This window comes from Microscilla marina ATCC 23134, assembly GCF_000169175.1.
In the GTDB taxonomy this organism is placed as follows: domain Bacteria; phylum Bacteroidota; class Bacteroidia; order Cytophagales; family Microscillaceae; genus Microscilla; species Microscilla marina.
In genome coordinates this window covers 210,763-224,210 of record NZ_AAWS01000003.1, presented here as the reverse complement: position 1 = coordinate 224,210, position 13,448 = coordinate 210,763, and the positions used below count along the sequence as shown (strand labels likewise).

Sequence of the window (13,448 nt, the reverse complement as noted above, 5' to 3'; positions counted from 1 at the left end):
CAAGCTCTGCCTTTTCGGCTAAACCCCGCCGCTGGAGTTTGACCGCTAAAATTTACTCCATTACGCCTAAACAGCTCAAACGTTCCCTCGTAACCTCGGTCAGTGATATGTTTTTAACGGCTTCATTGCATAAACTTATTAACGCTAACAAACTAAGGCGGAAAGAAAGACGCTGGTATTCAAGCACTTTTAGAGTTAACAAAATAAACTAACATACTAAAAATGTATTGATTATCAAATGCTTACGATAGTTTTACCAAGTTCTCAAAATATACAATTTTAAGATTTACTTTTGCCACAACACTTTTTTCAAACTTGGTGATTCTCAACTGAACTATTCAATCATAAGAAACACCCAAATTTTAGCCCCAAAAGTGCAAAGAATGACAGAATTTGCCTAACTTCACTCAACAACCTATTTGATCAACAAAAAACGATATATGCAATGGCAGACCAACGCACAATACTTAATACTTTGGTAGCTATGGTAAAACAAGGTTATGAGATTGCCTCTATAGTGGGGAGCGAACTGGCAGCTAAAATTACCGAAATAGCCCAAATGCAAAACATAGAAGTGGCTGAAACTGAAATTATTCGCTTGATGTTGGAGTATGATATAGATGAGGAGGAAATAGCGCTCAACGAAGAGTTTCGAAAACTGGATATAGAAAGTGACTTGAGTAACCTAAAGCGCAAAATGGGAAAATAGCCATAGTTGGAGGACGCTATGGTTTTAGAGCGGAGATGTTCCACTTCTCTTCATAATGGCGTAAGCGTCTATTGGTATTTATAAACTTCCTGTTTTTGCAAAAAACAAATAGATAACCTTGAATTTACTCCGCTGGGCGCAAGCTCGGAGCCATGAGTCGAACTTGACCCGGAGTCTGTCGAATTTCACCAGCGGAGCTATTTATCCTAGCTTTCTTACTTTTTGAAATTGGGTGGCAGCATCTATCATTTTTACCCATATTACCCTTTTGCCAGTAGCCAGTGATTCATAATACAGGTTGTCTTCGGCAATGATTATTTTGGCTTCACCCAAATCATAACGCAATGCTTCTACAATATCTCCTTCCTGCAAAGGGCGTTGCTCAAGGTCTACCAACGGTGGCGACTCTTTCTTTTTCGTTTTTTTCTTTTTAAAAAATTTTCCAAACATGGTCTTATGGTTATGATTTATATGGCTTTGCTGTTGAGGCGTGATACACAATGTTTTGAATCAAAAGTAAGCCACTTTAAGACATTCTTCGCCTCATTGGAACAAGGGTATACACGCAACAGTTGCTACAATTTAAGTTCACTTGCGGCTTATCGCTCAGTGCTTGTTGCTGCTTTTGAGTCAAGCACCTGCTCAAAACAAGTCAATAGTTTTTGAATGTCTTCTTCGTTGTTGTACACATGGCTTGATATTCTAATAGAGTGGCCCCTCACCGACACATACACTTGTTGACTCGTCAAGAGGTCTTTGACGTGCGCTACATCTACTCCGTTGGGCAAATGTACACCTATGATATGGGCTGCACGGTGGTTTTCGTCCTCTATCCAGCAGCCTTTTACCCTTAACCTGGTCACCATGGCTTGCGTAAGTGCTTGGGTGTACGCCTGTATATTTGCTACCCCCCACTCGTTGATTTGAGTAATGGCGGCTTTGAGCATAGGAATAAGAATAAAATTGCTATGTTCGCCTACTTCGTAGCGTAACGCTCCTTCCTGGTATTTTTCCTGATAATTGACCAAGCCCGCAAAGTTCTCGCTCTCGTGACGATTCATCCAGTTTTCTTCTATAGGGGTACCTTGATCAAAGTATTCGCCGTAATAAGCCAACCCCAACGAGTACCCTCCCATCAACCATTTGTATCCGGCACACACCAGGGCATCGGGCTGAATAGTGGCCACGTTGAAAGGCAAAGCCCCTACCGATTGGGTACCGTCTATAATCAACAACGACTTGGTTTCGTGGGTACGCCGACGGATGGCCTCAAGGTCAAACAGGGTACCATCTGCCCAATGTACCTGTGCCATTGCTACTACTTTGGTTTGAGGACTAATGGCAGCTAAGATGCGTTCATTCCAGGCTTTTCCCCTATGTTCGCTGGTTTCAGGTGGTGCCACTACTCTTATAGACAACGCTTGCTCTTTGGCCAATCTTTGCCATACATACACATTGCTGGGGAACTGCTCGTCTATCAATAAGATTTCGTCGCCTGGCTCAAAATCAATATTACGGGCGGCATTGGCTATGCCATACGAAACCGATGGAATGGTTACAATACGTTGAGGGTCGGTCACATTGATCAACCGGGCATATTCGGCACGCAGTGCTTCAGTGTCTTCAAAAAAATGAGTAGGTAATACTTCATAAGGTCGGTTTTTTTGTTCAACTCCGGCTATTCCGGCGGCACTTACCGCCTTGAGCGAAGGTGCCATATACGCATTGTTGAAGTAACTTATCTCGTTGGGTAACGAAAACAAATGTTTTTGACACGTAAGGTTTTTCATAAGTAATGATTGTTATGGTGTAATCAACATATAATTGAATAGTTTGAGTCAGGTAAAACATTTATAACTCAATATGGTACAAAATTGACCCAAGTAAGTTGACAGAATATTAGTGGCACTCATCCCCCTTTTTGGGCAAATGAAGGTAAGCAATTTATCAAAAATACTACAAATTGAATTTAAAAAAGAAAAATAGCACTACTGGCTCTTTATATTATTTTATTTTAACTGGTTTGATTCTCTTGAATCTGCCCAAAGCGTTGCCCTGCTCCAAATTAATTTTGATTATGTGAATAATACGTTTATTTTTGACTTAAATAACAAAAATATCTACACAATCAACACCAGGTGCCTGGTTATAAATCAAATAAAATAATATGGCTCAAATCATCCACATGCCTAAAATGAGCGATACCATGGAAGAAGGGGTTATCGCCAAATGGTTAAAGAAAGTGGGAGACACTATACAAGAAGGCGACATCATTGCCGAGGTAGAAACTGACAAAGCTACAATGGAACTTGAGTCTTACGACGAGGGTACTTTGTTGTACGTTGCTGTAGAAGACGGAGGCGTTGTTCCTGTAGATGGCTTATTGGCTATATTGGGAGCACCTGGCGAAGACTATAAGCCTTTGTTGGAAGAAAACGGAAACGGGCAGGCAAGTTCGTCTGCAACTGAATCTGCTCCTGCTGATGAAACTACCAGTGCTCCAACAACTACTGAAGTAACTGTAGACAATGCTACTGTGGTAACCATGCCTAAAATGAGTGACACCATGGAAGAGGGGGTGATTGTAAGCTGGCTCAAAAAGGTAGGCGACAACATTCAGGAAGGTGACATTATTGCCGAGGTAGAAACTGACAAAGCAACAATGGAACTGGAAGCTTATGACGAGGGAACCTTGTTGTATGTGGCAGTAGAAGAAGGTGGCAGTGTAAAAGTAGATGGTTTGATTGCCGTAGTAGGCGAAGAAGGAGCCAACTATCAGGCATTGGTCGACCAGTTTAAGGCGGGCGGAAATGCTCAGGAAGAGGCCAAACCTACTACTTCTGCATCGGTTCCTAAGCCTGCTACCTCAAACAATGGCTCGGCACCTAAAACACCTACCCCTCCTAATAAAGCAGCTGCACATGCCAGCAACAACGCCAACAGCAACGGACGTATCAAGATTTCGCCTTTGGCGCGTAAACTTGCCAACGAAAAGGGTTACGACATTGGTCAGATTCAAGGCAGCGGCGATCATGGCAGAATCATTAAAAGGGATATTGAAAACTTTACTCCAGCTGCTCAACCTGCCGCTCAGGACTCGGCAGTGGCAACTGCTCCAGTGGGCACCGAAAGCTACGAAGAGATCAATGTATCGCAAATGCGCAAAACCATTGCGAAACGCTTAGCATCAAGCAAATTTACGGCGCCTCATTTCTATGTAACCATGGAAATAAGAATGGATGCCATTATGAAAGCCCGCAAGCAGATCAACGCAGTATCTCCAGTAAAGGTATCGTTCAACGATATTATTATCAAAGCATCGGCTTTGGCGATTCGAAAGCACCCAAAAATCAATGCCTACTGGTTAGAAGACAAGATTCGTTACAACAACCATATCCACGTAGGGATGGCAGTAGCAGTAAAAGATGGTTTGTTTGTGCCAGTGGTTCGTTTTGCCGATAACCTCACTTTCTCGCAAGTAGCTACTACCACCAAAGACTTGGTAAGCAAAGCTAAAGACAAAAAGCTACAACCTGCCGATTGGGAAGGGAGTACTTTCTCGGTAAGTAACTTGGGCATGTTTGGCGTAGAAGATTTTACGGCTATCATTAACCCACCCGACTCTTGTATATTGGCAGTAGGGGGAATCAAACAAACTCCGGTAGTAAACGATGAAGGGCAAATAGAGGTAGGAAATATCATGAAAGTTACGCTATCGTCTGACCACCGCGTGGTAGATGGGGCTTTGGCAGCTTCGTTTCTCAAAACATTGAAACAAATGATTGAAAACCCTTATATGATGTTGGTATAAGCAGCCATTAGCAACAAGTAGTTGTAAAGGTCTAACAATCAATGTATTTACTGAATTTGTTAGTCCAAACCTACTTTTGTTCTAATACTTATAAGCTACAAGTTGGGCTGATCAACTTCATGGGCTAACTTTTGGATAACAAAAAAAATCGTGTATATTTGTCTACCTGCTATTTGTGTTTCCAAACACAATGCAGGCACCCATAAGTTAGTTATTACTGATAAATAATGAGTTTAGTTTTTTTCATAGTGTTTCATAGGAAAACCACTTCTATATTGAAGTGGTTTTTTATTTGATAGACACACAAACCTCCCCTTAAGTAAAACTACTAAAATAACCTGAGCCATTTGACTAATCTTGTAGCCCCAGACTTCTTGAAAAAATATGTCCATAGCTTTGGCTATGCAATTTTTTTTTCAATCGCCTAAAACTAAAATATTGCACCAAATTAGCCGTTGGCAGAGCTCGGCACAGCAAAGCTGTAGCCATCGGTTTGGCTCATTTTATTTTTTCCGTTTTACTTATCATCAGACAAACCTGATTAGTCATTCGCTTCATTGCAAATATAAGAAACGAGTGCTTAACATGGTTGCCTGTTTGAGCGATCAATGCTATACTTTGTGGGCTTACTGCCACCACCCCAGATAACAAGAAGTCATTTGATACCCTCTCTAAATATTTTTGTGAAATTTATTTTTCAGTGCTCCAACGCTTTTCACTTTGGTAGCTCAACCTAGCCAAACAGTATAACATACAATCTTCGCCAAATAAAAGTAATGCTTGGGCATTTTAGACTATTATTTTATTTATAGATAAATTATTTGGCAAAACAGGAAAAACCTTCGTTTTTTCTTATTTTTAGGCATACTATCAAAAGCTACGATCTATGTCAAAATCCTCCGAAAAAACAAGTACTGAAGGGGTTATTTCTAAAGGTAATAACATCCGCCATCAGGTGCCAACTTCTGCTGCCAAACTATCATCGCCCCATTTATCATCTGCTACTCAGGCAGTGCAAGCTTATAATCAGCGGATGACCCAACCTGAAAATAAAGGGCTTTCTTATAAAAAATGAGAGTAAGGAAAAAGTTGTAAAATTGGAGTTACGACACAACCTCAATTACAACCAACCCTTACTCTCATGTTAGCCAAAGGAAAAAGTTTTTATGAAGAAATGCAAAATTGTCCAGCTTTAGATCTTAGAGATACTCGTGGCAAAGTACATAACCTAGCTTTTGTTTTGCTAGGCGTATTATTAGGTATACTTCGCAAAAGAGATGGAGTTCTTTCAAGTATTCATCGTAGTTATGGTCAACACCCATTCTGCTTTATGTACTTTTTTGGGTATACCAGAACCCCCAGTAGTTTCTCGTTCTCATCTACCTATTTTACTACAAAAAGTAGATATGGAAGTATTTGACTACCTGTTATTTACGCATTATAACTTTCGTTTAGACCCTGCGGAAAAGCAATGGTTTAGTGGTGATGGTAAAGAGTTACGCGGAAGTATTGAATCAGGTAAAAAACGAGGATAGGCGGTAGTTCAAATTGTTAACCATCATTCAGGAGAAGTGATCGCCCAAAATTACTATGATGGGCAAAAAGAAAGTGAAATACCTGCTTTATGTACTTTACTTTCTAAAAATGATCTTGCAAGTCAAAAAATTACTTTGGATGCTTTACAGCTTTGTCCTGATACTACCAAAACCATCACTAAGGCAGGAGGAATCTTTTTAATTGGACTTAAAAAAAACAATCAATATTGCTCGCTGATATGACTGATTACGCCAAAGAGTTTCCAGCAATAGATCAAAAAACAACTTTTGACTTCAATCATGGGAGAGTTGAGCAAAGAAAATATTGGTTATATGACATAATTAAGCAAGATTTTGATCCACGTTGGGATGAGACAGCCTTTAAAAGCCTAGTAAAAGTTCAAAGAACCCGTATCAATCAAAAAAATGCAAAAATAAGTAGCGAAGTAAGTTATTATATATCTAATGAAACAGAAAAGGAAGGTATATTTGATGCAGTAAGAAATCATTGGAGTGTCGAGGTGAATAACCACCTTAGGAATTGTTCAAAAATAAATTTACACTCTGAGAGGTGATTTTTCGCCTTGATACTTCGTTATTTTTAGCCGTTGGCAGAGCTCGGCACAGCGTAGCTGTAGCCATCGGTTATTGCCCGTAGCGCTGCTATAGGCGCAAAAAATAGCCTCGTCTCAAAACAAAACCTCTACCTCAAGAATGGTAATTTAATTTCTCACCATTCCTTAGAGATGTAACTCTCAAAGAAGATCAACTAAGGTCAAAGAAAAAACTATCCAAATGCTTTTTACCGAACTTAGAACACTGACTATCAAATTATTAAAGAAGAAAACGGTGAAAAACTATATTGAACAAATAGAGGTTTTTCAGGATGATTTTAACGCATTATTGAACTGGTTGAAGAGCATTAGATTTTTATAAGAAAGCCCTTTAAAAGCATTGAGTCAGATAACTTGAGGGAATGTTTGCTTGAAGAAATAATAAAATTTCAGACCTTACTTGTTGAGTATTTCAATGATGTTAACAATGCTGAAGATATGGCTTATTATGATAGAAAAATTCGCCAACACTTAGACAAGGGTTCAGCCTTTACTTCTTTCAAACGTTGGATAGTGTTAGGTAATGAACGGTTGAAGCAAACGTTTGAGAAGTATTTTAATTAGGTCACCAGCAGATAACCACCCCTTCGCCTCCTTAGTTTTGAGGAGGCAAAAACCCTCAGTATTGAGGGCAAACCCTTTGCCCAAAGACGATACATTTGTTCATCAATATTACAATACATCACTTAACCTATTATTGAATGAACTTAGTTAAAAATCTTCAAAAAAATGAGGCAAAGGAAGTCCTCAACCAAGTAATCACAAACAACACTCCCCATCAGCAAAACAATGTGTCGGCAACTGGCAATGAAAACACCAGTTTTGGCGAAGTGGGCGGCGATGTAACCATTTATGCCGCTGGAATGCCTCAAGAAAAAGAAGTTTTTAAAGACCCTACCGAAAATTTTACCCTGCAAGAAAACGTGCAACCTTTGTATATGAACGAGGAGGCTTTGCAGCAAACCCTTGCCGAGATGTATCAAGAAAGAATTATTTTTTTGGGAGGCAAGTCGGGTAGCAATGTGGTGGCAACATTGCACAACATTATAAAAAAATATGAGCCTGATGCTCCTCAAGAACATCGTTGGTTATCGTTTTGGGGTAAAAACAACGCCCAACGCAACATTTACCTCGATTCGGTGACAGAAGAAGCCTTTCCCCAAAATGCCTTGGTAGCCATTGACATTACCAAAAACAAAGCGTCGGATACCTTTCTCAAATCTATAGTAGAAATGCCCGAACAAGGCGCCATTGAGATAAGAAATACCTTAAGGGCAAAAAACTTGACCATTATCTGCTATTTCAACGACACACGACAAGTACAAACGCTTACCAACCAAAAAAAGGGCAATTTTAGTTTTCATTTTTGGGATACTTCGCCCCCTATCAACACCATTCAAGAGTTTATATCAGCCTTTGACTACTCAAAGCTATACGACAAGAACCACTCTGTATTTAAATATATATTGTATGTAGCTACGTTTTTTCCTCGCACCAGCCCCAAAGAGTTTAAAAAAATAGTAGATGTGTTGTTGTCTGAAAAAAAGGACGAAATATTGACGGATGCTACCCGCGAAATGAGCGACAAGGACGAAATACTCAAGCGCACGGAAGCCCTCAGGACCCGAAGCCTGCTTTATTTGTGGGAGCAACAAACCGACGATTTTTTCGAAGCGTGTGGGCTTGCCATAGAGCAAGAGAACGATTTGCAAAAGGTAGATTTTGTCGATGCTAGAGATAGGGAGGCTTACAAACATTATTTCAAAAGTAAAATGCCTTTTTTCTTGCTCGAACAGTTCGACAATTTGGTAAATTCTGGGTTGCCTTTTGCCCCCGATACCTCCGACCAAACCATTGAGTATTTTATCCAGATTTCTTGCGAACTTGCCAAAAACGATCCCCATTTTTACGGCACCAAACTACTGCACAAAGTATCAAGTCTTTTCAAGTCTTTTGCTACCAATGAAGACTCCCCAACCGACATAGTCTCTACCCTTCGCCTGTTTTTGGTGGAGCTTACTTATGCCATGCTCAAGCTAGACAATATGCTGTTGACCGAACGCATAGAGTTTTTCTTGTTCGAACACCTCGACTACCGCTATGAGATCAATAAAACCCCGCGCAACTTGTTGGCAGACATTACTTTTGAGCTGAAGGCAATGGAAGGCTTTGACAAGTACCGTTGGATTGAACTGATGATGGGATTGGGCAAAAAAGAGACAAAAAACATAGCATATTATCTCTTGTTGCGGTTGGCGGACAGTTACCAAGAAAATGCCCAAGACTTGTACGACTTTCTTGAGGAAGGCATAGGCGAGTGGTTGCCCAAAAGCGAAAAAACAACCCCGTGGGAACAAAAAGAGGCACAAACCAGCATCGAGAGCTATTCTCTTTCCTTCATTGTTGATTATTGGGGTTTTTATAAGCTCGATGAGTTTAACCTGCTCGCCCACGTCAACCCTCACCTCTTGGCAAGTTGGCTGTTTAACTCCAGGTTAGAAATAGGCTACCACAACCGATCTAAATATTTGCCCCTGAGAGACATCAAACACGATGGCAGCAAGCAGGGAAATGTATTGAGTGTTGATCAAAAAAATATTTGTCGAGTGATTGACAAAGCCCGTGCTATTCTGACAGAAGTTTGGTTTAGAAAACTCACCTCGCTAGAAACACCACAAGAACCAGTAAAGGGGAACAAGCCCGCCAGCCAAAAGTATGTAGAGTTGTTTGTGCAATATGCCAATCGGGAGCAAAAACTTGCCCTCATCGAGGGGTGGGAAAAGCAAATACAAGACTATAGCGTCCAAATTAGAAACTTGGATAGGCACGACAAGAAAAAACGAAAACAGCAAAGGCAAGAGATTCTGACAAAGCAAGAAAATTTGCGAGATTTAAAAGGGCGGTTTAGCAAGTTGGCGGGTGTAAGCCTTACCTCAAAAAAAGGTTGCTTCCCATTGGTTGGTTTATTCGCAAAACTCACTGGAATGTAATGATGAAGGACATGAAAGAACCACTCGAAAGAATCAAACGTTTGGTAGGGCAAGGGCGTTTAGATACCGCCATTGGTGCGTTAAAAGAGCTATTGTTGGCGCACGATATGCTCAACGAAGCCATCCTACAATCGGGCAGGCTTACCTTGTTACAAAAGCAACTAAGGGAGGGAACTATAGATTGGAACGATGCCAGTATTACCCATGTAAACATCATGGAGGCTATTTTGGGTTTGGTAGATATAATGGAAGAAGAAGACTTGAAATTGCCCGAAGAGGCTAAAAATAAAAACCACGAGGCAGGCAAAACCGAAAACAATATACAAGTAACTGGAGACAGCAACATGGTTTTTGGGAGCGTGAAAGGAAACGTGAATAATCATAAATAACCCTTCTAGAAAACAATTTAAAACTTGCGTGATCATTTACGCAAGTTTTAATAAGCCCTTAAACCACCACCCAAATGAACAAAAACACCGTTATTTTTTCCGCTTTTGCCGATCCACACGAAAATCTGCCAAGCCTCAACAAAGAAAAAAACGCCATGCAAGACGAGTTAGCCTCCTTGGAGACTCGAGGAGTACTCAGGCACTTTAGTCGGTCAGGGCTAGACTTACCTGCTTATTTTGAATACCTGCAAAACTTGAAAAACCAAGTAACTATCTTTCACTTTGGAGGGCACGCCAACTGGCAAGGGTTGAGGTTGCAAGACAAAGCGGCTTTTTTTTACCCCTTGGCAAACGAGTTAAGCCAAAAAAATCCAACGTCGCTCAAGTTAATCTTTTTGAATGGTTGTTCTACCTATGCCCATGTAAACGCATTGTTTGATTTGGGGCTAAAGGTGGTGATTGCGGCAAAGGTGAATATAAGTGATGCAAAAGCGGCAAAATTTGCCCAATACTTTTATAAAAACCTAGCGAAGGGAGCTTCCATACAGGAAGCCTTTGCCAGTGCTCAAAACTTTATTGAAGCGGCTGAAGAGGTAAGCAAAAAAACACGATTGGCAGAAGCCCCCAAGCGATGGAGCAAGGTTGAGGACTCACCTCACGCAAAGCTCGAAGACGAAGGGTTTGATTGGGGACTCTATTTTCTTGACGAACAAGCGCTAAATTTTAGGTTGGTTCAAGCACCCAACCACCAAGCAAATGGACAACCATCTGCCGAGCAACAAGCATTTTTGGCAGAAGAAATCAAGATAAAAAAGTGCCTCGACAAAGCTAAGTTGAAGAAAGCCCTGACGATGACTCAAGAGTTGTTGGTAAAACATAACTTGTATGATCAAGCCTACGAGCAACAAGTGATTATCACTTCTGGAAGTTATCACAGCCTAAAGCTCAATCATCATAAAGGCTTAGTCAATGAAAATGACTACAAACAGCAAGTGATTGACATCGCAAAAGCCATCAGCAAAATATTGGAGGAGGCAAAAGAAGAGCTTTAGAATTACGAACCTTATTTAATTACGAATGGCGCGAGGCGTAGCTGTTTGTTGTTTTTGTTCAATTGCTGTGCTGCGCTTAAAAACTAAAGCGCGTGTGTTTTCGAAAACCGAGTTTCTAAATCCTCCGAGTACAAGCTCGGAGCTGTAAGCAGAACTGTATCCGGATTTTTTCTAATTTAATCTTTGACTTTAGGGTTGCATTTTCAGAATTTTGATTAAAAATCAAGTTTTGGAAATCAATACTCCGCAGTGATTTTAGTCAAAGTTGATTACTAACGATCAGGTGCTTATGAATTTAAAAACTCTTTAAATGCGTGTGTAGGTGTAAAACTGAAACCCACTTAAAAATAAGACGAGTATACAGGTTTATCATAAACTACAGGTTTTCAAGTGTTCACAAGGTAAACATTTACTCGAATCAGCTATGGACTACGGACTAAATGCTATGGACTATTGTTATAAGAAAGCCCTACTTATTTTTAGGGGTTTCGAGTGCCCTTCGGAACAGCTAAAACAATGAGGGTATCACAAACTCCCGCATTGTCACCCGCCTCATTTATTTTAAAACCGCTCGTCTATAGTGCAAACAAAAAATTCTTATATTTGAATTTCATTCTTATGGCACATGAGCAAAACAGTAAATAAGATACATTTTATTGCCATTGGTGGAAGCGTCATGCATAATCTGGCAATTGCGTTGCACCAAAGGGGACACCAGGTAAGTGGTTCGGATGACTATATTTTTGACCCTTCGAAGGGCAAGCTTGCCCAACATGGTTTGTTGCCTGATGAGTTTGGCTGGTTTCCGGAAAAAATCACCGATCAAACCGATTTTGTGATTTTGGGCATGCATGCCCGTCCTGATAATCCTGAACTAAAAAAAGCCCAGAACATGGGTATCAAAATCTACTCTTACCCTGAGTACATCTACCAGAGTTTTGCTGATAAGCAAAGGGTAGTAGTAGGCGGAAGCCACGGCAAAACCACCATTACAGCGATGCTTTTGCACGTGTTTAAATACCATGGCTTGCCTTGCGACTACATAGTGGGGGCACAACTGGCGGGGTATAACTCTACGGTAAAAATAACGGCTGATGCTCCAGTGGCAATTATAGAGGGCGACGAGTACTTGTCATCACCCATAGACCGTACGTCTAAGTTTTTGCATTACCGCCCACATATAGGTTGTATCACGGGCATTGCCTGGGATCATATCAATATTTTTAAGACTTTTGAAGCCTACACTCAGGTGTTTGCTCAGTTTGCTGATACATTTGTAGACGGAGGCAAGCTGTTTTTTAATACCCAAGACCCTCGAGTAGCTGCCATCTGCCGTGAACCTAGAAAAGGCATCACCCAGACACCTTACCAAGAGCATCCCCATAAAATAGTAGACAACCAAACGGTGCTACTGACCGAACAACACGGAGAGGTAAAGGTAAAACTGTTTGGCAACCATAACATGCAAAATTTGGCAGTAGCCAAGGCAATGTGCCTGCAGTTGAACCTGAGTGAAGCTCAATTTTATGAGGCGATTCCATCTTTTACGGGGGCTTCGCGCCGAATGGAAAAGATTGCGGAAAACAATGACAAGGCGGTGTTCAAAGATTTTGCCCACGCGCCTTCTAAGGTAACGGCCACTACTCAGGCGTTGAAAAAGCAATATGCCGACCGGAATCTGGTGGCTTGTCTGGAGCTACATACTTTTAGTAGTTTGAATAAAGATTTTTTGGGACAATACCACAACGCTTTGCAAAAAGCTGATACAGCAGTGGTGTTTTTTAACCCTGAGGCAATTGCGCTTAAGAAACTAGAGACTATTAATGCCGATGACATCAAGGCAGCCTTTGGGCAAAGCAATCTGACGGTGTTTGATCAGTCAACTCAATTGGTTGACTTTCTGCACGCTCAGTCCTGGGATGCTACCAACTTGCTCATGATGAGTTCGGGCAATTTTGATAATTTAGACCTTAAGCTGCTGGCAGAGGAGATTGTGAGTAACTAGCGATAAGCTACAGGTGGCAAGCGATAAGCTACAAGTAATCAGCAAGTTGATAAACAGTTGAAGGCAAAGCTTGTTGCCTACAGCTGGTTGCTTGTCGCTAAGTAATGGTTGAAAAATAAGGTATCCATTTGGAGATAGAGATTTACCACTGAGGCGAGGCATTTAGCCTTTGGCAGAGCTCAGCGCAGCAAGCTGCAGCTATCGGTTTTTGCGTTCGTAGCAGCGCTACGAGCAATAAAAATAACGAAGTATCAGTAGTAAAGGTCATTTCCCAAATCGAAAGATTATTTTTTGTCCATTACTAAGATAAAAATAGAATTAAATAAAAATCAACCTGAAGCAA

At 40.9% G+C, this 13,448-nt stretch carries 13 protein-coding genes; 11 read left to right on the top strand and 2 right to left on the bottom strand.

Annotated elements, in window-relative coordinates:
- The first annotated feature begins 445 nt into the window (after positions 1–445).
- Positions 446–709: a hypothetical protein gene (locus tag M23134_RS03550; protein WP_002693980.1), complete on the top strand. Its 264-nt coding sequence runs from the start codon at positions 446–448 to the stop codon at positions 707–709.
- Positions 710–910: 201 nt separating this feature from the next.
- Here the strand turns inward: M23134_RS03550 and M23134_RS03545 are convergent, their stop codons facing one another.
- Complete coding sequence (locus M23134_RS03545) at positions 911–1,159, bottom strand: hypothetical protein (protein WP_002693979.1); 249 nt, start codon at positions 1,157–1,159, stop codon at positions 911–913.
- A gap of 149 nt (positions 1,160–1,308) precedes the next feature.
- A complete protein-coding gene (locus M23134_RS03540) occupies positions 1,309–2,499 on the bottom strand; it encodes an aminotransferase class V-fold PLP-dependent enzyme (protein ID WP_002693978.1) in 1,191 nt (396 codons plus the stop codon).
- 377 nt (positions 2,500–2,876) lie between these two features.
- Between M23134_RS03540 and M23134_RS03535 the strand changes: the two genes are divergently transcribed.
- The 10 genes from M23134_RS03535 (at position 2,877) to M23134_RS03485 (ending at position 13,105) form a co-directional block, all read left to right on the top strand.
- Entirely contained in the window at positions 2,877–4,520 is a 1,644-nt protein-coding gene (locus M23134_RS03535) for a pyruvate dehydrogenase complex dihydrolipoamide acetyltransferase (protein ID WP_002693977.1), read from the top strand.
- Positions 4,521–5,406: 886 nt separating this feature from the next.
- On the top strand, positions 5,407–5,595 hold the full coding sequence (locus M23134_RS03525) for a hypothetical protein (RefSeq protein WP_002693975.1): 189 nt from the start codon (positions 5,407–5,409) through the stop codon (positions 5,593–5,595).
- 202 nt (positions 5,596–5,797) lie between these two features.
- A complete protein-coding gene (locus M23134_RS40900) occupies positions 5,798–6,055 on the top strand; it encodes a hypothetical protein (protein WP_157558320.1) in 258 nt (85 codons plus the stop codon).
- A 36-nt stretch (positions 6,056–6,091) separates the two neighbouring features.
- Positions 6,092–6,298, top strand: coding sequence for a hypothetical protein (locus tag M23134_RS03515; RefSeq protein ID WP_002693973.1), 207 nt, complete (start codon positions 6,092–6,094; stop codon positions 6,296–6,298).
- Complete coding sequence (locus tag M23134_RS03510) at positions 6,295–6,630, top strand: hypothetical protein (RefSeq protein ID WP_002693972.1); 336 nt, start codon at positions 6,295–6,297, stop codon at positions 6,628–6,630. Before M23134_RS03515 ends, M23134_RS03510 begins: the two co-directional genes overlap by 4 nt.
- Before the next feature lie 405 nt (positions 6,631–7,035).
- Positions 7,036–7,233, top strand: a complete 198-nt coding sequence (locus M23134_RS41715) for a hypothetical protein (RefSeq protein ID WP_002693970.1) — start codon at positions 7,036–7,038, stop codon at positions 7,231–7,233.
- A gap of 137 nt (positions 7,234–7,370) precedes the next feature.
- A complete protein-coding gene (locus M23134_RS03500) occupies positions 7,371–9,659 on the top strand; it encodes a hypothetical protein (protein WP_002693968.1) in 2,289 nt (762 codons plus the stop codon).
- An 11-nt stretch (positions 9,660–9,670) separates the two neighbouring features.
- Entirely contained in the window at positions 9,671–10,048 is a 378-nt protein-coding gene (locus M23134_RS03495) for a hypothetical protein (protein ID WP_157558319.1), read from the top strand.
- 74 nt (positions 10,049–10,122) lie between these two features.
- Positions 10,123–11,100: a CHAT domain-containing protein gene (locus M23134_RS03490; protein WP_002693966.1), complete on the top strand. Its 978-nt coding sequence runs from the start codon at positions 10,123–10,125 to the stop codon at positions 11,098–11,100.
- 625 nt (positions 11,101–11,725) lie between these two features.
- Positions 11,726–13,105 carry a UDP-N-acetylmuramate--L-alanine ligase gene (locus tag M23134_RS03485; RefSeq protein WP_002693965.1) on the top strand — a complete coding sequence of 460 codons (1,380 nt, stop codon included), beginning with the start codon at positions 11,726–11,728 and terminating at the stop codon, positions 13,103–13,105.
- The last annotated feature ends 343 nt before the right edge of the window (positions 13,106–13,448 follow it).